This is a genomic window from Paraburkholderia sp. GAS42 (assembly GCF_050436565.1).
Classification (GTDB): Bacteria; Pseudomonadota; Gammaproteobacteria; order Burkholderiales; family Burkholderiaceae; genus Paraburkholderia.
Genome location: NZ_JBNDML010000007.1, coordinates 281,746 through 301,026 on the forward strand (window position 1 = coordinate 281,746; position 19,281 = coordinate 301,026).

General features: G+C 63.1%; 21 protein-coding genes. 10 read left to right on the plus strand and 11 right to left on the minus strand.

Annotation, left to right across the window (positions count from 1 at the left end; genetic code table 11):
* Positions 1-9: 9 nt before the first annotated feature.
* Positions 10-1,596: a sigma 54-interacting transcriptional regulator gene (locus P3T16_RS13665; protein ID WP_429342693.1), complete on the plus strand. Its 1,587-nt coding sequence runs from the start codon at positions 10-12 to the stop codon at positions 1,594-1,596.
* 84 nt (positions 1,597-1,680) lie between these two features.
* Positions 1,681-2,178, plus strand: coding sequence for a dihydrofolate reductase (locus tag P3T16_RS13670; protein WP_429342694.1), 498 nt, complete (start codon positions 1,681-1,683; stop codon positions 2,176-2,178).
* 133 nt (positions 2,179-2,311) lie between these two features.
* Here the strand turns inward: P3T16_RS13670 and pmbA are convergent, their stop codons facing one another.
* Positions 2,312-3,688, minus strand: coding sequence for a metalloprotease PmbA (gene pmbA / locus P3T16_RS13675; protein ID WP_429256863.1), 1,377 nt, complete (start codon positions 3,686-3,688; stop codon positions 2,312-2,314).
* Between the two features lie 182 nt (positions 3,689-3,870).
* Here pmbA and yjgA point away from each other — a divergent pair, with 182 nt between their 5' ends.
* Positions 3,871-4,476, plus strand: a complete 606-nt coding sequence (gene yjgA, locus P3T16_RS13680; RefSeq protein WP_429342695.1) for a ribosome biogenesis factor YjgA — start codon at positions 3,871-3,873, stop codon at positions 4,474-4,476.
* Entirely contained in the window at positions 4,457-5,077 is a 621-nt protein-coding gene (gene mog, locus P3T16_RS13685) for a molybdopterin adenylyltransferase (RefSeq protein ID WP_429342696.1), read from the plus strand. Before yjgA ends, mog begins: the two co-directional genes overlap by 20 nt.
* 24 nt (positions 5,078-5,101) lie before the next feature.
* Here mog and orn read toward each other — a convergent pair whose 3' ends face one another.
* Positions 5,102-5,719: an oligoribonuclease gene (gene orn, locus P3T16_RS13690; RefSeq protein ID WP_429256866.1), complete on the minus strand. Its 618-nt coding sequence runs from the start codon at positions 5,717-5,719 to the stop codon at positions 5,102-5,104.
* Positions 5,720-5,888: 169 nt separating this feature from the next.
* Here orn and P3T16_RS13695 point away from each other — a divergent pair, with 169 nt between their 5' ends.
* The 3 genes from P3T16_RS13695 to P3T16_RS13705 are packed head-to-tail and all read left to right on the plus strand — an operon-like array spanning position 5,889 to position 8,430.
* The gene (locus P3T16_RS13695; protein WP_429342697.1) at positions 5,889-7,148 is read left to right on the plus strand and encodes a M48 family metallopeptidase; all 1,260 of its coding nucleotides are present in this window, start codon (positions 5,889-5,891) and stop codon (positions 7,146-7,148) included.
* Complete coding sequence (gene rsgA, locus P3T16_RS13700) at positions 7,145-8,086, plus strand: ribosome small subunit-dependent GTPase A (RefSeq protein ID WP_429256868.1); 942 nt, start codon at positions 7,145-7,147, stop codon at positions 8,084-8,086. The genes P3T16_RS13695 and rsgA overlap by 4 nt, the downstream gene beginning before the upstream one ends.
* A 23-nt stretch (positions 8,087-8,109) precedes the next feature.
* Entirely contained in the window at positions 8,110-8,430 is a 321-nt protein-coding gene (locus P3T16_RS13705; protein ID WP_429256945.1) for a DUF2007 domain-containing protein, read from the plus strand.
* A 73-nt stretch (positions 8,431-8,503) separates the two neighbouring features.
* Here P3T16_RS13705 and P3T16_RS13710 read toward each other — a convergent pair whose 3' ends face one another.
* From P3T16_RS13710 to rpsP, 6 genes are all read right to left on the minus strand, one after another.
* A complete protein-coding gene (locus P3T16_RS13710; RefSeq protein ID WP_429342698.1) occupies positions 8,504-9,442 on the minus strand; it encodes a CobD/CbiB family protein in 939 nt (312 codons plus the stop codon).
* A gap of 115 nt (positions 9,443-9,557) precedes the next feature.
* Positions 9,558-10,238: a CoA pyrophosphatase gene (locus P3T16_RS13715; protein WP_429256870.1), complete on the minus strand. Its 681-nt coding sequence runs from the start codon at positions 10,236-10,238 to the stop codon at positions 9,558-9,560.
* A gap of 105 nt (positions 10,239-10,343) precedes the next feature.
* Positions 10,344-10,730 (minus strand): 50S ribosomal protein L19, encoded by a 387-nt coding sequence (gene rplS, locus P3T16_RS13720; protein ID WP_429256871.1) that lies wholly within the window; start codon positions 10,728-10,730, stop codon positions 10,344-10,346.
* A 156-nt stretch (positions 10,731-10,886) separates the two neighbouring features.
* Positions 10,887-11,666: a tRNA (guanosine(37)-N1)-methyltransferase TrmD gene (trmD, locus tag P3T16_RS13725; protein WP_429342699.1), complete on the minus strand. Its 780-nt coding sequence runs from the start codon at positions 11,664-11,666 to the stop codon at positions 10,887-10,889.
* 41 nt (positions 11,667-11,707) lie between these two features.
* Positions 11,708-12,403: a ribosome maturation factor RimM gene (gene rimM / locus P3T16_RS13730; protein ID WP_429342700.1), complete on the minus strand. Its 696-nt coding sequence runs from the start codon at positions 12,401-12,403 to the stop codon at positions 11,708-11,710.
* Between the two features lie 105 nt (positions 12,404-12,508).
* Entirely contained in the window at positions 12,509-12,763 is a 255-nt protein-coding gene (gene rpsP, locus P3T16_RS13735; protein ID WP_006476550.1) for a 30S ribosomal protein S16, read from the minus strand.
* A 269-nt stretch (positions 12,764-13,032) separates the two neighbouring features.
* Between rpsP and P3T16_RS13740 the strand changes: the two genes are divergently transcribed.
* Entirely contained in the window at positions 13,033-14,097 is a 1,065-nt protein-coding gene (locus P3T16_RS13740; RefSeq protein ID WP_429342712.1) for a PQQ-dependent sugar dehydrogenase, read from the plus strand.
* Between the two features lie 164 nt (positions 14,098-14,261).
* A complete protein-coding gene (locus P3T16_RS13745; protein ID WP_429342701.1) occupies positions 14,262-14,729 on the plus strand; it encodes an NINE protein in 468 nt (155 codons plus the stop codon).
* Positions 14,730-14,753: 24 nt separating this feature from the next.
* On the opposite strand, the gene P3T16_RS13750 is transcribed toward P3T16_RS13745, so the two are convergent.
* Positions 14,754-15,902, minus strand: a complete 1,149-nt coding sequence (locus P3T16_RS13750; protein WP_429342702.1) for a PA0069 family radical SAM protein — start codon at positions 15,900-15,902, stop codon at positions 14,754-14,756.
* A gap of 87 nt (positions 15,903-15,989) precedes the next feature.
* A complete protein-coding gene (locus P3T16_RS13755; protein WP_429342703.1) occupies positions 15,990-16,478 on the minus strand; it encodes an Lrp/AsnC ligand binding domain-containing protein in 489 nt (162 codons plus the stop codon).
* A 146-nt stretch (positions 16,479-16,624) separates the two neighbouring features.
* On the opposite strand from P3T16_RS13755, the gene P3T16_RS13760 reads away from it, so the two are divergent.
* On the plus strand, positions 16,625-17,911 hold the full coding sequence (locus tag P3T16_RS13760; protein ID WP_429342704.1) for a D-amino acid dehydrogenase: 1,287 nt from the start codon (positions 16,625-16,627) through the stop codon (positions 17,909-17,911).
* Between the two features lie 168 nt (positions 17,912-18,079).
* Here the strand turns inward: P3T16_RS13760 and P3T16_RS13765 are convergent.
* Positions 18,080-19,281, minus strand: a 1,202-nt coding sequence (locus tag P3T16_RS13765; RefSeq protein WP_429342705.1) for an acyl-CoA dehydrogenase, incomplete at its 5' end; no start/stop codon positions are given.

A 19,281-nucleotide genomic window follows, 5' to 3' on the forward strand; every position in this document is an offset into this window, starting at 1 on the left:
AGGTCGATCGTGCGCGAATCCCCCCACCTGACTACCGTCACTCCGCTCGCTGGCGCCGGCACGCGGCTTTCGCTTGCCGACAGCAAGGAAGCCGCCGCGCAAGGCGAGCCGGAGACGGGGCGCCTGGCGCTGCCCCACAAGGAGGAGCTGCCCGACGCCCGCGCGCAGGAAGGCGCCGCCGGGCGCGCGCCGGACACGATGAATCTCGATGCGCATGCCGCGCGCACGTTGCTGTACGTGGCCCGCGTCCCCGACGAAACGCTGATCGCCCATCTGAAGAGCCGCGGCTGGACAGTCGCGGTGGCGCATTCGGCGCACGAACTCGGCCGGCTCCTGAAGCCGGACATGGCGTGCGCCGGCATCGCCGATCTGACGAGCTTCGCGCTGCGCGACCTGCCGGGTCTGGAATCGAGCCTGCGCCAGCAGCAGGTCGGCTGGATCGCGCTTGCCACGGCTGAACGGCTCAATGATCCGGAAGCGCGTCGCCTCATCCGGCACTACTGCTTCGACTACGTGAAAACGCCGGTTGCCAGCGCGACGATCGACTATCTGGTCGGCCACGCGTTCGGCATGGTCACGCTGTACGATCCGGATCTGACCGCGAGCGTCACGGTTTCCGGCGACGACGAAATGGTCGGCACATGCGAAGCAATGCAACAGCTCTTTCGCACGATCCGCAAGGTCGCCAACACCGACGCAAGCGTGTTCATCTCCGGCGAATCCGGCACCGGCAAGGAGCTGACCGCACTCGCGATTCACGAACGCTCGCCGCGCCGCAAGGCGCCGTTTGTCGCGATCAACTGCGGCTCGATCCCGCATCATCTGCTGCAATCCGAGCTGTTCGGCTACGAGCGCGGCGCGTTCACTGGCGCAAACCAGCGCAAGATCGGCCGCGTCGAAGCGGCTGATGGCGGTACGCTGCTGCTCGATGAGATCGGCGATCTGCCGATGGAAAGCCAGGCGAGCCTGCTGCGCTTCCTGCAGGAAGGCAGGATCGAACGGCTCGGCGGCCGCGAATCGATCGCGGTCGACGTGCGTATCATTTCGGCGACCCACATCGACCTCGAAGCCGCGATGCGCGACGGACGCTTCCGCGCCGACCTGTTCCACCGTCTGTGCGTGCTGCGCGTCGACGAACCGCCGCTACGCTCGCGCGGCAAGGACATCGAAATCCTCGCGCATCACATCCTGCACAAGTTCAAGGCGGACAGCGGGCGGAAGATCCGCGGCTTCACGCCTTCGGCGATCGAGGCGATGTACAACTACAACTGGCCGGGCAACGTGCGCGAACTGATCAACCGGATCCGCCGCGCGATCGTGATGGCCGAAAACAAGCTGATTTCCGCCGACGATCTCGACCTCTCGCACTTCACCGAGCAGCAGACGATGAGCCTCTCGCAAGCGCGCGAAGCCGCGGAAAAGCGCGCGATCGAGTCGGCGCTGCTGCGCCATCGCCATCGTTTGAACGAAGCGGCGGCCGATCTCGGCATTTCGCGCGTCACGCTATACCGGCTGATGGGCGCGCACGGCCTGCGCGAAGGCATCGCGCCCGAGGACAAGGCCGCCCTGCACGGCGACAGCGAGCATCACGAGTAGCGCGCCTCCTTTCTGTGGATTCCGCGAAGGGAGGCTGCGCGGGCGTCAGGTAGAATCAGCACGATTACGTTCACTGACCCCTCGATGACGACGCTCACCCTGATCGTCGCTCGCGCCCGCAACGGCGTGATCGGCCGAGACAACCAGTTGCCCTGGCGGCTACCCGAAGACCTCGCCTTCTTCAAGCGCACGACGATGGGCGCGCCCATCATCATGGGCCGCAAGACCCACGAGTCGATCGGCCGCGCGCTGCCCGGACGGCGCAATATCGTCGTCACCCGCGATGCCACACGCCGCTTCAACGGCTGCGACACCGTGACGAATCTGGACGAGGCGCTCACACTGGCTCAACAGGATCAGGCGCCCGAGGCGTTTCTGATCGGCGGCGCACAACTTTACGACGAAGGCTTCCGTCACGCCGACAAACTGGTGATGACCGAGATTTCCGCCGATTTCGAAGGCGACGCGACGTTTCCCGCGCCCGATCCGGAACACTGGGAAGAACTCACGCGCGAGACGCATCGCGCGCACGCGCCGAATGAGTTCGACTATGCGTTTGTGACGTATCGGCGCAGGATTTGATGAACGCCGTGGCTGAACGCCACGTGTGAATGAATACATGAAAAAACGCCACGGGCTGGCCGCCCGTGGCGTTTTACTTTGTGCGTATTGCGCTTAGTGCGCTTTGCGCGCACAAGGCCGCGCTGACGAACGCTTACTGCCCCGCGATCGTCATCCGTTCGATCAGCACCGAGCCGGTCTGCTTGGTGCCGCGCACGATCGTATCCGCGCCGATCGCGACGATGTGGTGGAACATCTCCTGCAGCGTGCCCGCCACGGTGATTTCCTCGACCGGATACTGGATCTTGCCGTTCTCGACCCAGAAGCCCGACGCGCCGCGCGAATAGTCGCCCGTCACGTAATTGACGCCCTGCCCCATCAGTTCGGTCAGCAACAGGCCTGTGCCGAGCTTCTTTAACATGGCCTCGAAGTCGTCTTCCGGACGTGTCTTCGAACTCAGCAGCGACAGATTGTGCGAGCCGCCCGCGTTGCCCGTCGTCTTCATGCCGAGCTTGCGCGCCGAATACGTCGACAGGAAATAGCCCTCGACGACGCCATCTTTCACCACCGAACGACGCTGCGTGCGCACGCCTTCTTCGTCGAACGGCGCGCTGCCCATGGCGCGCGGCGTGTGCGGATCTTCAACCACCTGAACGTGCGGCGCAAACACCGGCTTGCCCAGACTGTCGACGAGGAACGTGGTCTTGCGGTACAGCGCGCCGCCGCTCGTTGCCTGCACGAACGCGCCAAGGAGACCGGCGGCGAGCGGGGCTTCGAACAGCACCGGCACCTTGCGCGTGTCGAGACCGCGCGCGCCCGTACGCGCCAGCGCGCGCTGGGCGGCATAGCGGCCGACGGCTTCCGGATCGGCCAGCTCGCCGGCGCTGCGCTTCGACGTGTACCAGTCGTCGCGCTGCATGTTGCGGCCGCTGCCCGCGATCGGTGCGCACGCAACGTAATGCCGCGAATACGGATAGCCGCCCAGGAAGCCGCGTGAGGTTGCCAGCACGAACTGCGAATGCTGCGCCGAGACGCTCGCGCCTTCCGAGTTGCGGATCTGCGGGCTGACGGCGAACGCGGCGTCTTCAGCGCGACGGGCGATTTCGACCGCTTCGTCGGCGGAGAGATTCCACGGATGGTAGAGATCGAGATCGCGCGGATTCGATTCCAGCAGTTCCTGCTCGGCGAGGCCGGCGCAGTCGTCTTCCGCAGTGAAGCGCGCGATGTTGTACGCCGCCGCGACGGTATCCTTCAGTGCCTGGGATGAAAAATCCGACGTGCTCGCGTTGCCGCGCTTGTTGCCGATAAAAACCGTCACGCCGACCATCTTGTCGCGGTTGTGCTCGATCGTTTCGACTTCGCCGCGCCGCACAGAGACCGACAGGCCGTCGCCCTCGGAGATTTCGGTGGCCGCGTCGCTGCCGCCGATTGCCCTGGCGTGGCGCAGGATGTCTTCGGCGATCTGCTTCAGTTCATCTTGCGTGTGCGGGAAAAAGCGCTGTTTGACGTCCATGTCGGTGTCTGCTGCCATCGTCGTTACCGTCCGGTTCGGGGCCGGAAACCGGCCCACGGGTTGTTCGCATCGGTGAAATTCTGCATCCCGCGATCATAGCAAGGTCCGCGCCGCTGCACCTGACCTTCAGATGCCTTTGCGCCCAGGCGTCAGCCATCCGGCATAGGGGTTTGCGCGGCACGGCACGTTACAATATGGGCATGACACGCAAAACCCGCACTCAACCCATGCAACCCGCTCCGGAAGTCGACGAGAACGGGTATGACCGTCCCAGCAAATCGCAGCTCAAGCGTGACATGCACGCGCTGCAGGAACTGGGCGAAGCACTGATCGCGCTGCCGAAAGACGCGCTCAAGCGCATGCCGATGCCAGAAGCGCTGAACGACGCAGTCCGCGAAGCTCGCCGCATTACCGATCACGAAGGCAAGCGCCGGCAGGTGCAGTACGTCGGCCGCGTGATGCGCGGGCTGCTTGATACGGAAACCGCCGCGCTGCGCACCGCACTGGATAGCTACCGTGGCGTCAACAAGGCTGAAACGGCCCGCCTGCACTGGATCGAACGCACGCGCGAAAAGCTGCTTGCCGACGACGCGGCGCTGACCGAATTCATCCGCCAGCACCCGGCCGCCGACCCGCAGGAAGGCCGCACGCTGATCCGCAACGCACGTAAAGAGCAGCAGCAGGCGAGGCCGCCGCGCTATTTCCGCGAACTGTTCCAGTGGATCAAGGATGCGAGCAAAACCGGCGACGACGACGATGAAGCCGACGGCGCCCGCGAGGACGACGATGACGACACCGAAGCGTAACCACCCTGACGAAATCCTGATCGGCCTCGTGTCGATCAGCGACCGCGCGAGCACGGGCGTCTACGAAGACAAGGGCATTCCGGCGTTACAGGCGTGGCTGGGCACTGCGCTCGCCTCACCGTGGCGCGTCGAAACCCGGCTGATTCAGGACGACGCCGCCACCATTTCGGCAACGCTCGTTGAGCTGGTCGATGAAACGGGCTGCGATCTGGTGCTGACAACGGGCGGCACCGGCCCGTCGCGGCGCGACGTCACGCCGGAAGCGACGCTGGCGGTGGGAACGAAGGAAATGCCGGGATTCGGCGAGCAGATGCGGCAGATCAGCCTGAATTTCGTGCCGACCGCGATCCTGTCGCGGCAGGTCGCGGTGGTCCGCGAAACAGCGGAGCACGCCGCGCTGATCGTCAATCTGCCCGGTCAGCCGAAATCGATCAGGGAAACGCTGGAAGGTCTGCGCGACGAGGCGGGTGCCGTGACCGTGCCGGGCATTTTTGCTGCGGTGCCCTACTGCATCGATCTGATCGGCGGCCCGTATGTGGAGACGAACCCGGACGTGGTGAAGGCGTTCCGCCCGAAGAGCGCACAGCGCACTCCCCGGTAGGTTTTTAGACCGCGGGACGGAAAGTCAGATCGCGACGGCGGCAGCGCCGGGCGCGCTGGCCTCTGGAATCAGGAAGTGCTCGCGGTAATACTTCAGCTCGTCGATCGATTCATGGATGTCGGCGAGCGCCGTGTGCATCGCGCGCTTCTGGAAGCCTTTGTAGATCGTCGGCTGCCAGCGGCGGCACAGTTCCTTCAGCGTGCTGACGTCGAGGTTGCGGTAGTGGAAAAAGCGCTCGAGGTCGGGCATCCAGCGCGCCATGAAACGGCGGTCCTGGCAGATCGAGTTGCCGCACATCGGCGATTTGCCCGGCGGTGCGAACTCGCCGAGGAACGCGCGGATCTGTTCGGTCGCTTCGGCTTCGCTGACCGTCGACGCGCGCACACGGTCGATCAGGCCCGAGCGGCCGTGCGTGTTCTGGTTCCACTGGTCCATTTTTGCGAGCGTTTCGTCGCTCTGATGGATGGCGATCACCGGGCCTTCGATCAACTTGTCGAGCGTGGAATTGGTCACCACGACGGCGATCTCGATGATGCGGTCGGTGTCCGGCTCGAGGCCTGTCATTTCCATGTCGAGCCAGATGAGATTCATGTCGCTGCGAACGAGCGGAGTCTGGCCAGCGGCGTCGAGGGTGTCAGTCATGAAGGCAACCTTGGTTGTCAGGCGTTGGACGCGGGTGGGGGTGAGTTGACGTTGCTGCGTGCACTTCGCCCGGCACGCCCGAACGCCGTTGAAACAGTTCGTATAAGCACAACCCGCCAGCCGGCGGGAAGAAACATATAATTCTCGCATAGATACCACGGATCCCCGGATGCCTACCCTGTACTTCACCGTTCTGTTCGTGATCGCCGTTGTGGCGATGGTCGGAACCAAACTCTGGCTCGCGTCGCGGCAAACCCGCTTCGTGGCGGCGCACCGCAATCAGGTGCCGCCGCAGTTTTCCACGACCATTCCACTGCCGGCGCACCAGCGTGCCGCCGATTACACCGTCGAGCGCACGCGCCTGACGATGGTCGAAGTCGTCGTTAGCGCCGCGGTGCTGATCGGGCTGACGCTGCTTGGCGGCCTCCAGGCGCTGGATCTTGGTATGACCGACTGGCTCGGTCGTGGCTACGGCGGGCAGATTGCGCTGGTCGCGGCGGTGGTCGCGATCACGGGCGTGATCGATCTACCGTTCGACTATTACCGTCAGTTCGTCATCGAAGACCGTTTCGGCTTCAACCGGATGAGCCGGCGCATCTTCTTCGCCGATCGTATCAAGAGCGCACTGCTGGGCGTCGCGTTCGGTCTGCCGCTGCTGTTCGTCGTGCTGTGGCTGATGAACCAGGCGGGCAGCCTGTGGTGGCTGTGGACGTGGATCGTGTGGGTCGCGTTCCAGATGCTCGTGCTGATCCTGTATCCGACGTTCATCGCGCCGCTCTTCAACAAGTTCGAACCGCTGAAGGACGAAGCGCTGAAAAGCCGCATCGAGGCCCTGATGAAGCGTTGTGGCTTCGCCGCCAAGGGTCTCTTCGTCATGGACGGCAGCCGTCGTTCGGCACACGGAAACGCGTATTTCACGGGCTTTGGCGCAGCCAAGCGCATCGTATTCTTCGACACGCTGCTTGCGCGCCTCTCGGGTAACGAGATCGAAGCCGTGCTCGCGCATGAACTGGGCCACTTCAAGCGTCGCCACGTGATCAAGCGGATGGTGGTCACGTTCGCGATCAGCCTCGTGATGCTCGCGCTCCTCGGCTGGCTGTCGCAACGTGTGTGGTTCTACGAAGGGCTCGGCGTGCGGCCTTCGCTGACGGGCGGCAATAGCGGCCTTGCGCTCGTGCTGTTCTTCCTTGCGGTGCCCGTGTTCCTGTTCTTCGTGACGCCGCTTGGCAGCCTCAGTTCGCGCAAGCATGAGTTCGAGGCCGACGCATTTGCCGCCACGCAGACGGATGCCAAAGACCTCGTCAACGCGCTCGTCAAGCTGTACGAGGATAACGCGTCCACGCTCACGCCCGACCCGCTCTACACCGCTTTCTACTACTCGCATCCGCCGGCGTCGCAGCGGATCGACCGCCTGCTGCGACACGCATGAGCGACCGTTCGCCGAAAGCGGCCCGCGCCGCGGCCAGCGCGCAAAAGCAGGTACACGGACTCGTCGTCGCGGCGCATGGCCGCCACTACCTCGTCGTGCCGGACGACGGCGGCGCGCCGCTGCAATGCTTCCCGCGCGGCAAGAAAAGCGAGGTCGCCGTTGGGGATCGCGTGACTTACGAAGCCGCATCAGCAGACCAGGGTGTGATCGTCGCCATCGACGAGCGGCGCAACCTGCTCTACCGGTCAGATCAATACAAGTCGAAGCTCTTCGCCGCAAACCTCGATCAACTGCTGATCGTGCTCGCGACCGAGCCGCATTTCAGCGAGGACCTGCTTGGCCGCGCGCTGGTTGCCGCCGAGGCGAACGAACTGAAACCCCTGATCATGCTGAACAAGACCGATGTCGAGGCGGCGTTGCCCGGCGCCCGTGCGCGGCTCGCGCGCTATCGCGAACTCGGCTATCCGGTGGTGGAAGTGTCGATCAGGACCCAACCCGATCAAGCCCGTGCGGCGCTCGGTAAGCATCTGAACGGCCATTCGACGCTGCTGCTCGGCCAGTCCGGCATGGGCAAATCGACGCTTGTGAATCTGCTCGTACCGAACGCCGAAGTCGCGACGCGTGAAATTTCGACGGCACTCAACAGCGGCCGCCATACGACGACGTACACGCGCCTCTATCCGCTGCCCGACGGCGGGTCGCTCACCGACTCGCCGGGCTTCCAGGAATTTGGTCTGCATCATCTGACCGAGGGGCGTCTCGAGCGCGCGTTTCCGGAATTCCGTCCGCTGCTCGCGGATTGCCGCTTCTACAACTGTCACCATCTGCACGAACCCGGCTGCGCGATCCTCGAAGCCGTCGCCGATGACCGCATCGCGCGTGAACGTCATGCGCTTTACGCGCAACTCGTCCACGAAGCCAGTCAGATCGTTCGCTGACAGCCGACGCCCGACCCGCCATGATGAAACTGATGCGCGCACCGAACGTGCTGATCGGACAGCACTGGATCAACGTGCTGTCGGCGGCGGGCATTACATGCCAGCTGCATAACCGCTATCTGAATGGCGCGCTCGGCGAAATTCCGGCGGACCAGTGCGCGCCGGAATTGTGGCTTGTCGATGAACGCGACGAAGCGCTTGCACGTAGATTGATCGAAGCGGCGTCCCGCGGACCCGCTGACGGCGCACCGACATGGCGTTGCGGCCAGTGCGGCGAGACACTCGAGGCGCAGTTCACGGTGTGCTGGCAATGCGGGACGGCTCGGGATCCGCTGAACGGCTGATCCTCGCTGCGCTGCGGATCAGTTCAGATTCCGACCTCTTTTGCTTTGCAAAATGGTGGGTACGCCGCGAAACTCAGGCAAGCCAGACCGCGATTGTCAGCATGAGCAGAATGATCATCCACAGGATGACCGCCCGCCACACAAGCCCAACTGCCGATTGCAGCGTGCGGGGCGTGCAGTCGTCACCGACCTGCATCGGGCCGCCGTCGCCAGTGGAAAGTGCGTCGAGGCTCGACGGTTCGGCAAGCGGTCCGCTCAGACGCGCACCGAGCGCCCCGCTGCCGGCTGCGAGCAGCACGCCATCGTTGGCGTTGGGCCACTGACGCGCATGATTGCGCCACGCATAAATCGCATCCTCGAAGTTGCCGACGATCGCAAAGCCCAGTGACGTCAGCCGCGCCGGTACCCAGTCGATCACGAAGAACGCGCGCTGCGCGAAGGTGGAAAACGCCGGTGTGCGGTCGTCGGCCGGCTTCGACCACGTCCGCGCCAGATACTCGGCGATGCGGTACAGCACCGCGCCTGCAGGCCCGACCGGCACGAGGAACCAGAAGAACACGCCGAACACATGCCGGTGCGATGCGATCACCGCGTAAATCAGCGTGTGACGCACAATTTCGCTGACTGGCATATCGACCGTCTCCAGGCCCGTCCATTCATTGAGAATTTCGCGGGCGCGCGGCACGTCGTCGTTATTGAGCGCGAGATGAATGTCGGTGAAATAGTGGCTGAACTGCCGGAAACCGAGCGTGAAGTACACGATCACGACGTTCCACAGGAACGCGAGCACGAAGTTGATCTCATACAGCACGTAGTAGACAACGCCAACGAAGAGTGTCCAGGGCAGCACGACGACAAGCCAGGCGAGGATTCCGTGCTTCTGCTTGCCGGCATCGAAGCCATGCGCGGCAGACTCCGCATGGTACTGAAGCAGCGCCGACACCGGATTGTTGGGCGACAGCGCGCGTAACTGTTCGATGATGAGAGCCAGCAATACGGAGAAAAATGTCATGCGGTGCGCCGTGCTATTCGGGTTTATGCGGTTGTTTTGTAACGATAGCACAGGGTCGGATGAGCCTGAGCGTGCAAAGGGCGCAAACGCTTGCCGTGTGAGCCGGTCTATTGGGTCAGGCCGCGAGGAAGCGATAGAAATTGCGCAACATGCCCGCCGTTGCACCCCAGATGAAGTGATGACCGTCCGATTCGCTGCGCGGATAAGGCATCGCAAAAAAACGACGCTCACCGCCCTCCCAACGAAACACGCGGACCTCGTGACGCGCCGGGTCCATCAGAAAGGCGAGCGGCACTTCGAAGATTTCTGCGACTTCGAGCGTATCTGCTTCGACCGTGAATGGCGGATGCACGAGACCGACCACCGGTGTCACGCGAAAACCCGTGCCCGTCAGGTAGTCCGGCAGCGAGCCGAGCACCTCGACGCGCTTCGGGTCGAGCGCGACCTCTTCCTGAGCTTCGCGCAATGCAGTGGCCGTCGCGTTCGCGTCGTATGTTTCCTGTCGGCCGCCCGGAAAACTGACCTGGCCAGCGTGATCGTTGAGATGGTCGGCGCGCTGCGTCAACAGCACAGTGAGCCCCTGGTCGCGCACGACGAGCGGCACCAGTACCGCAGCGAGCCGCGGATCGCCTTCTCGCAGACGCGTTTCCACTACCGGCTCCGGCGCCCACTCCAGGCTTTCCTCAAAACGCATGCGCAGACCATCGGGCGTCAGACGTTCAGGCGCAACCGCAGGCAGATGGACACCGGTCGATTCGACAGGCAGGGCTTCGGGTTCAAATACGGGGCGGGTCAACGGGATTCCCGAAAACGGGCGAATGGATTGGACATATCGCTATTCTGACGTACCAAAGAAAAAAGCACCCGCGAAGGGTGCTTTTTCTTACAGCTCTTACAGGTTTTAGGCCTGGGAAGCAGCACGGTCTTTCGAGACCAGCTTTTCCTTGATCCGGGCCGACTTGCCCGAACGATCGCGCAGGTAGTACAGCTTCGCGCGACGGACATCGCCACGACGCTTCACGACGATGCTTGCCAAAAGCGGCGAGTACGTCTGGAACGTACGCTCAACGCCTTCGCCCGACGAAATCTTGCGGACGATGAACGCCGAATTGAGGCCACGATTGCGCTTGGCAATCACGACGCCTTCGTAAGCCTGCACACGCTTACGCGTGCCTTCAACCACGTTCACGCTCACGATCACCGTATCGCCAGGGGCGAATTCGGGGATGGTCTTGCCTGCGAGCGCGCGCTCGATTTCTTCCTGCTCGAGTTTTGCAATCAGATTCATCACTGACTCCTAAGTCCATCTTGTCGGCGTTCGTACCTGCCTTGCGTAGGGGTTGCCTTGTGCGCGCGGCTACGGCCCCGATAGAGGATGGGTTCACATCTGGTGCCGCACACGCATGCGCGACACCGCCTGGTGCTCACTCGGAATCACGAAGGCTTACGCCTTCGAGGCTTCTTTCGCGAGACTTGCAAGCCATGCCTCATCGGCACGGCTCAACATCTTGTTCTTTCTGGCGCGATCGATCAGATCGGGACGCTTCTGCATCGTATTGCGCAACGCTTCACGCCGACGCCACAGTTCGATTTCCGCATGATGGCCGCCGAGCAGCACATCGGGAACACGCACGCCGTCGTATTCTTCAGGACGCGTGTAGTGCGGGCAATCCAGCAGTACATCGACGAAACTGTCCTGCACAGCCGATTGCGAGTCGTTCAGCACGCCCGGCAACTGACGCACGACGGCATCCATCAACGCCATCGCCGGCAATTCACCGCCGGACAGTACGAAATCGCCAAGACTCACTTCTTCATCGACAACCCGATCGATCAAACGCTGGTCGATCGCTTCATAGCGACCGCACAGCAGGATCAAACCTGGTTGCTGCGCGAACTGCATCACGCGATCGTGATTGAGTGTTGCACCCTGCGGCGACATCATCACGACGCGCGCGCCGGTCACACCCTGCTCCGCCTGCGCGGCTTTCGCTGCGCCAATCGCATCTTCGAGCGGCTTTGCGAGCATGACCATTCCGGGACCGCCACCATAGGGGCGATCGTCGATGGTACGGTAGTTGTCGGTCGTGAAATCGCGCGGATTCCACGTACGCAAACCGTATCGCTGCTGCTTCGCGGCCCGACTGGTGATACCCCAATCGGTCAATGCGCGAAACATGTCAGGAAAGAGCGTGACGACATCGAACTGCACCGCTCCCCCCATTCAGCGAATCGTGCCCGGCACCATGATTGCCGGTACCGCGTTTAATAATCAGCTTCCCAGTCGACGACAATCTTCTTCGCCGCCTGATCCACCGTTTTGACGTAGACGCCGACAAACGGAATCAGACGCTCGCCGGTAACCGGCTGGCCGTCTTTCCCGGTAGTCGGGTACTCGATGCGCAGTACCGAATGCGCACCGTTGTCGATCATGTCGGCTACTTTGCCGAGCGCGACGCCGGCTTCGTTGACCACATCCAGGCCGAGCAGGTCGACCCAGTAGAATTCGTCGGCTTCGAGTGCCGGGAAGTCGCTGCGACGCACGTACACGCTGTGACCGCGCAGCGACAACGCCACGTCACGGTCAGTCGTGCCGCCCAGATGGGCAACGATGCTGTCACTATGTATCTTCGACTGCAGCACAGGTGCCGAGCGACGTTCGCGGCCTTTCATCAGCCACCAGCGCTTTGCGCTCAGCAAGGCGTCGCCGCCTCGTCCGGCGTCCGCATGCGCGGCCACCTTCACCCAACCCTTGAGGCCGTATGCGTCGACGATCGCGCCAACTTCAACAGCGTCGTCGGGCCAGCTCTCCGCCGATTCAGCGCGCATTTCTGCCGCACCCGAACCCGCCGCTGCCGGCGCAGCCCGCTCTACCGGCTTGCGAACGAAGGCGCCAAATGAAGCCTCGCCACGGTTCGCGGCTTTAGTACGGCCTGAGCCGTCGGAATCACGCGCGGACATCAGCAAACCTCACAGCCAGCTTCAAGCCAACTTCAGAAAATACGTGCGCATCCGGCACGCCGCACAGTTCGCGCGACACGCCCGCGATGCGCATGCTAGCTACCATTAAGCAGCCGGCTGCGCCTTTTGCGCTTCCTTCACGAGACGCTGGACGGTCGGCGACAGTTGCGCGCCAACACCTTGCCAGTACGTCAGGCGGTCTTGAGCGATACGCAGCGACTCACCCTTCGTTGCGACCGGGTTGTAGAAGCCAACGCGTTCGATGAAGCGGCCGTCACGACGGTTACGCGAATCGGTTGCGACGATGTTGTAGAACGGGCGCTTCTTGGAGCCGCCACGAGCCAAGCGGATGATGACCATACTGGAATCCTTGAAATCCGGGGTTCGGAACCACTGAAACGCGAGATTATAGCCGGAAAGCAACGCCATAACAAACACTTACGAGGATAAACTGCAAAGCGCGGTTGTGACGGGCGGACATCGTCTGCAACGCAGTGGCAGGGAAATCGCCCGATTATCCATGCGGGAGGCGCATGAAAACTGCTTTTCGTCCGATGTTCGCGACCCGGTCGATGCACGCCCGCAGGCGATATGGCCTGCTGCTGGCAGTTTCATTTCTGCTGGGCAGCATGGCCGTTATGGATGCGATCGCCGCGCCTCCGCCAGTCGACCGGATCAGGTTGCCACCGGGATTTCACATCGAGATTCTGGTCGACAACGTGCCTTCCGCGCGCGAAATGGCTTTTTCACCAAAAGGCATTCTGTACGCGGGCAGCTTCGACGGCCACGTTTATGCCCTTGAACTGCATGATGGGCGAGTCGCCGCCCGTCACGTGATCGCGTCCGGACTGGACACGCCGGCGGGCGTTGCGTGGCGCGACGGCGCGCTCTACGTATCAGCGGTGTCGAAAATCCTGCGTTTCGATGCGATCGACGACCATCTGGCCGATCCGCCGAAGCCAGTCGTCGTCACGGACAAGTTGCCCACCGAGCACCACCACGGCTGGAAATTCATCGCGTTCGGCCCGGACGGCAAACTGTATGTGCCGCAGGGCGCGCCCTGCAACATCTGCCTTCCCGACCGCGACCACTACGCCATGCTCGGCCGCATGGATGCGGATGGCAGCCACTATGAAACGATCGCACGCGGCGTCCGCAACACGGTCGGATTCGCCTGGCATCCAGCAACGCACGAATTGTGGTTCACCGATAACGGCCGCGACATGCTCGGCGACGATCGCCCCGACGACGAGCTCAATCGCGCCCCGCGCGCCGGGATGGACTTCGGCTACCCCTTCTGTCACGCAGGCGATATCGCCGACCCGGAATTCGGCAAGGATCATCCGTGCAGCGGCTTCACGCCGCCGGTCGCGAAGCTCGGCGCGCACGTCGCGGCGCTCGGTATGCGCTTCTATACAGGCGCGATGTTCCCCGCCGACTACCGAAACAACATCTTCATCGCCGAACACGGCTCGTGGAATCGCAGCAGGAAGATCGGCTACCGCGTCGTGCGCGTGATTGTGAACGCGGACGGCAGCAACCCGCGCCAGGAAGTGTTCGCCCAGGGCTGGCTGATGCCGGACGAAAGCGTCTGGGGCCGCCCCGCCGACGTGCTGCCGCTCCCCGACGGCTCGCTCCTGATCAGCGACGACTACGCCGGCGCGATCTATCGCGTGACCTGGTCGGCGCCTTGAGCCGAACGCGCAGACACCCGCCGGCGCCAGGGGCGCCAGGGGCGATAAGGCCAACGTGACCTGCGACGCGCGTGGGGCGTAGAATGCGCGTCGGCCCGCGCACCCGCCGCGGCATGCGCGCCTGACGCGTCCATCCTGTTGTTTGTGAAACCCAGCCTTCGCCCATGTCCACTGTCGCCTCGCTTTCCCCACGCTTCAGATCCAAGACGATTACCGCAGCGCTCGCCTTCTTTTTCGGCAGTCTGGGCGCGCATCGCTTCTATCTGTATGGCATGCGCGACGTGTACGGCTGGGCGCATCTGCTCGGCACGCTGATCGGCATTCCGGGCTACTTGCTGCTCGCCGCCACCGAACGCGCGTCGACCCTCGGCTGGATCCTCGTGTTTCCCGGCGCAATCTCCCTTCTCGCAGCGTTCCTCGCGGCGATCGTCTACGGATTGCGCCCCGATGAAAAATGGGACGCGCAGTTCAATGCACAGACCGGGAAACAAAGCCGCTCGGGCTGGACCGTGATCTTCATCGTCATCTTCTCGCTGCTGATCGGCGCGTTTCTGCTGATGACGGGACTCGCGCTTTCGTTCCAGACATACTTCGAGTCGCAGGTCCAGGCGGCGAAAACGCTTTCGCAATGACGCGTCTGGCCCCTTCCAAACGACCTAAAACAGATCGAGCTGGGGATTTTCCGGGGCGGCCGGCCGCGCGAGCGGCTCAGCAGAACGAGACCCCGCGGGACGAAACAGCGACATATCCAGAATGCCGCGTTGCCGCTCGTTCAGACCCAGCTTCCGGGCAGCCTTGTGAAAGCGCTGCTTGAGCAGATCCGCCCACAGCCCTTCGCCTTTCATCCGCGTCGCGAACGACGCGTCGTAATCCTTGCCGCCGCGCATGTCGCGCACACGACTCATCACGCGATCGGCGCGATCCGGAAAATGCGCGGCGAGCCAGTCTTTAAATAGCGGCGCGACTTCCCATGGCAACCGCAGCACAATGAAGCTGGCGGACGACGCGCCGGCCTCCGCGCACGCTTCCAGCACGCGCTCCATATCCGGCTCGGTGATGAACGGAATCACCGGCGCGATGCTGACGGCCACCGGCACCCCCGCCTCGCTCAACGTTTTGACTGTGCGTAACCGTCGAGCGGGCGTCGCGGCGCGCGGCTCCAGCGTGCGGGCGATGTCGGCATCGAGCGTCGTGATCGTAATGGCGGCCATCACCTGACCACGCGCGGCCATTGGCGCGAGCAGGTCGAGATCGCGCTCGATCAGCGACGACTTCGTGATCGCCGCAAACGGATGTCCGCGATCGTGTAGCACCTGGATGACACCACGGGTCAAGCGCAGGTCACGCTCCACCGGTTGCCACGCGTCGGTATTCACGCCCAATGCGATCGGCTCCGGAACGTACGACTTTTTCGATATCTCCCGCTCAAGCAGTTCCGGCGCGTTGATCTTGGCGTAGATGCGGCTCTCGAAATCCAGCCCGGGCGAAAGCCCCAGATAGCTATGCGTAGGGCGCGCGAAGCAATAAATGCATCCGTGTTCACAGCCCCGATAGGGATTGAGCGACACGCTGAATGGAATGTCCGGCGAAGCATTGCGCGTCAGGATCGATTTCGCCCGCTCCTCGAAGACCTGCGTGCGCAATGCGGGCGTACCGCTTTCCTCATCTGCGGGGGACAGCACCCAGCCGTCATCGAACGCTTCGCGCTGGTCGACTTCATAGCGGCCCTGCAGGTTCGACACCGCGCCGCGCCCCTTGCGGGGCGCCGGTGGGGCGATCGGATATTCATCGGCGGAATCAGTCACGGCACAGAAAGCAAAACGTCGCAGATACTGTATAAATATACAGTATCTGCGACGTTTGTCGAGGCTGACCGAACGGCCAGGTAAAACCTATTCGCCGACGGGGATCGTCAGCGTTTCCTTGATTTCTTCCATGACGACATAGCTCTTCGACTGAACCGCACCCGGCAGTTGCAGCAGGATGTCGCCGAGCAGCTTCCGGTAGTCGGCCATTTCGCCGATCCGCGCCTTGATCAGATAGTCGAAGTCGCCCGACACCAGATGGCATTCGAGCACCTCCGGAATCTTCTGCACTTCGCGGCGGAACTGATCGAACATGTTGCCGCTCTTGTGATCGAGTGTGATCTCGACGAACACCAGCAGCGCCGCGCCCAGTTCGGCCGGGTTCACGCGCGCGTAGTAACCCATGATGACGCCATCGCGCTCCATGCGCTTGACGCGTTCGATGCACGGCGTCACCGACAGCCCGACCTGCTCCGCCAGGTCTTTCATCGCCATCCGCCCGTCCTGCTGAAGCAGCTTCAGGATGCGGTGATCGAGCTTGTCGAGGGCGCGGATTGGTTGACGTTGTGTTCGCATGGTTTTTCTACTGAAAATCAGAAAAATACAATAACAAAACCTACTAGATGATCAATAGTATAGCGGTTAACACTGGGTTGACCGCGTAATCCGTCATTAATCGAACATTTCGATGCCGTCAGCCTCTCGACCTTACTGGAGTAGTTATGCGAGTCGTCGTTCTGGGCAGTGGTGTCGTTGGCGTTACGAGCGCGTATTACCTTGCGCGCGCGGGTCACGAAGTGACTGTGATCGATCGTGAGTCCGGTCCTGCGCTCGAGACGAGCTTCGCGAATGCGGGGCAGATTTCTCCCGGTTACGCTGCGCCGTGGGCGGCGCCAGGTGTGCCGCTGAAGGCTGTCAAATGGATGTTCCAGAAGCACGCGCCGCTTGCTATCCGTCTCGACGGCACGCAGTTCCAGTTGAAGTGGATGTGGCAAATGCTGCAGAACTGCACGACTGAGCGCTACGCCGCCAACAAGGGGCGTATGGTTCGCCTCGCCGAATACAGCCGCGACTGTCTGCAGGCGCTTCGCGCCGACACCGGCATCCAGTACGAAGGCCGTACCGGCGGCACGCTGCAACTATTCCGCACGCAACAGCAACTCGACGGCGCCGCGAAAGACATCGCCGTGCTGAAGGATGCGAACGTGCCGTACGAACTGCTGACGCCGGCCGAACTGGCACGCGTCGAACCGGCTCTGGCCGCTACGTCGCACAAGCTGACCGGCGGTCTGCGTCTGCCAGGCGACGAAACCGGCGATTGCCAGTTGTTCACCACGCGTCTCGCCGCGATGGCCGAAGAACTCGGCGTCAAATTCCGCTACAACACGCCCATCGATGCGCTCGCGATGGCCAGCGGCCGCATCGCCGGCGTGAAATGTGGCGACGAACTGGTGCTCGCTGACAGCTACGTCGTTGCGCTCGGCTCGTACTCGACGCGCTTCCTCGCCGATGTCGTGAAGATTCCGGTCTATCCGCTCAAGGGTTATTCGATCACCGCACCGATCGTCGATGCGGCGGCTGCACCTGTGTCGACTGTGCTCGACGAAACCTACAAGATCGCGATTACGCGCTTTGACGACCGCATCCGTGTCGGTGGCATGGCCGAAATCGCGGGCTTCGACAAATCACTGCGTCAGGCGCGTCGCGAAACGCTCGAAACGTGTGTGAACGATCTGTTCCCCGGCGGCGGCGATACGTCGAAGGCGACCTTCTGGACCGGCCTGCGCCCGATGACACCGGACGGCACGCCGATTGTTGGCCGCACGCCGGTGCCGAACCTGTTCCTGAACACGGGACACGGCACGCTCGGCTGGACGATGTCATGCGGCTCGGGTCAACTGCTCGCCGACCTGATCTCCGGCAAGCAGCCGGCGATCCAGTCGGGCGATCTGTCCGTGCATCGCTATCTCGGTGAGACGGGCGGCACGCCTCGTCCGGCCTACGCATAACGGTTTCGCGTGATTGCCGGCGGCCCGCCGGAACGATTAACGCGGTTCGAACCATCGACAGCAAAACGGCGCCTCAGATGAGGCGCCGTTTTGCTTTTGCGGACGTTCAACCCAGGTCTCGCGGGCAGAGTCGCGTCGCTATCACCGCGGCAGAATCGCCAGGCGCAATCAGAACTGATCCTCCGACAGCCCCAGCACACCCTCACCGCCCTTCGCCGTCACGATCGACGCTTCCAGCGCCGATGCCAGCGGCAGCACATGCTCGGCAAAGAACTGCGCGGTCGCGATCTTCGCGCCATAGAACGCCGGATCTTCGTCGCGTTTTTCCGCGGCGACGAGCAGCGCACGCGCCATCTGCCAGCCGCCCAGCACAATGCCCGCAAGCTTCAGATACGGCACGCTGCCGGCGAACACCGCATTCGGATCGGTCTTCGTATTCGCGACGACAAACCCGACCACCGCCGCCAGCGAGCGATGACCCTGCTCCAGATACCGCTTCATCGAACGGAACGCAGGCGCGTCGTGCTGACCCAGCGCTTCGATCGTCTGCGCCACGCCCGCGAGCAGCGCCTTTGCCACCGCGCCGCCATCGCGCACCGTCTTGCGACCGATCAGGTCATTCGCCTGGATTGCCGTCGTGCCTTCGTAGATCGGCAGGATGCGCGCGTCGCGGTAATACTGCGCGGCGCCCGTTTCCTCGATGAAGCCCATGCCGCCGTGCACCTGCACGCCGAGGCTCGTCACCTCGACCGAGAGCTCCGTGCTCCAGCCCTTCACGACCGGCACGAGGTATTCGTAGATCGCCTGATGCTCCGCACGCTGCGCGGCATCCGGATGACGATGCGCGATGTCGCAATGCGCGGCCGCCACATAGGCGAGGGCGCGCGAGCCTTCGGTGAGCGCGCGCATCGTCGAGAGCATCCGGCGCACGTCCGGATGATGGATGATCGACACCGGCTGCTTCGCGCTGCCGTCCACCGGGCGGCTCTGCACGCGATCCTTCGCATACGCGACCGCCTTCTGGTACGCGCGATCCGACACGCCCACGCCCTGCATGCCGACCGCAAAGCGCGCCGCGTTCATCATGATGAACATGTACTCGAGGCCGCGATTCTCCTCGCCGATCAGGTGACCGGTCGCGCCGCCGTGATCGCCGAACTGCAGCACCGCCGTCGGGCTCGCCTTGATGCCGAGCTTGTGCTCGATCGACACGCAATGCACGTCGTTGCGCTCGCCCAGTGAGCCGTCTTCATTGACGAGGAACTTCGGCACGATGAAGAGTGAAATGCCCTTCACGCCTTCGGGCGCGTCCGGCGTGCGCGCCAGCACGAGATGGGCGATGTTCTTCGCCATGTCGTGTTCGCCCCACG

Bases quoted from the DNA above. Each gene is read 5' to 3' on its own strand.
- P3T16_RS13670 (WP_429342694.1), top strand. From the start codon at position 1,681: ATGACGACGCTCACCCTGATCGTCGCTCGCGCCCGCAACGGCGTGATC.
- pmbA (WP_429256863.1), bottom strand. From the start codon at position 3,688: ATGGCAGCAGACACCGACATGGACGTCAAACAGCGCTTTTTCCCGCAC.
- yjgA (WP_429342695.1), top strand. From the start codon at position 3,871: ATGACACGCAAAACCCGCACTCAACCCATGCAACCCGCTCCGGAAGTC.
- mog (WP_429342696.1), top strand. From the start codon at position 4,457: ATGACGACACCGAAGCGTAACCACCCTGACGAAATCCTGATCGGCCTC.
- orn (WP_429256866.1), bottom strand. From the start codon at position 5,719: ATGACTGACACCCTCGACGCCGCTGGCCAGACTCCGCTCGTTCGCAGC.
- P3T16_RS13695 (WP_429342697.1), top strand. From the start codon at position 5,889: ATGCCTACCCTGTACTTCACCGTTCTGTTCGTGATCGCCGTTGTGGCG.
- rsgA (WP_429256868.1), top strand. From the start codon at position 7,145: ATGAGCGACCGTTCGCCGAAAGCGGCCCGCGCCGCGGCCAGCGCGCAA.
- P3T16_RS13705 (WP_429256945.1), top strand. From the start codon at position 8,110: ATGAAACTGATGCGCGCACCGAACGTGCTGATCGGACAGCACTGGATC.
- P3T16_RS13710 (WP_429342698.1), bottom strand. From the start codon at position 9,442: ATGACATTTTTCTCCGTATTGCTGGCTCTCATCATCGAACAGTTACGC.
- rplS (WP_429256871.1), bottom strand. From the start codon at position 10,730: ATGAATCTGATTGCAAAACTCGAGCAGGAAGAAATCGAGCGCGCGCTC.
- trmD (WP_429342699.1), bottom strand. From the start codon at position 11,666: ATGGGGGGAGCGGTGCAGTTCGATGTCGTCACGCTCTTTCCTGACATG.
- rimM (WP_429342700.1), bottom strand. From the start codon at position 12,403: ATGTCCGCGCGTGATTCCGACGGCTCAGGCCGTACTAAAGCCGCGAAC.
- rpsP (WP_006476550.1), bottom strand. From the start codon at position 12,763: ATGGTCATCATCCGCTTGGCTCGTGGCGGCTCCAAGAAGCGCCCGTTC.
- P3T16_RS13740 (WP_429342712.1), top strand. From the start codon at position 13,033: ATGGCCGTTATGGATGCGATCGCCGCGCCTCCGCCAGTCGACCGGATC.
- P3T16_RS13745 (WP_429342701.1), top strand. From the start codon at position 14,262: ATGTCCACTGTCGCCTCGCTTTCCCCACGCTTCAGATCCAAGACGATT.
- P3T16_RS13755 (WP_429342703.1), bottom strand. From the start codon at position 16,478: ATGCGAACACAACGTCAACCAATCCGCGCCCTCGACAAGCTCGATCAC.
- P3T16_RS13760 (WP_429342704.1), top strand. From the start codon at position 16,625: ATGCGAGTCGTCGTTCTGGGCAGTGGTGTCGTTGGCGTTACGAGCGCG.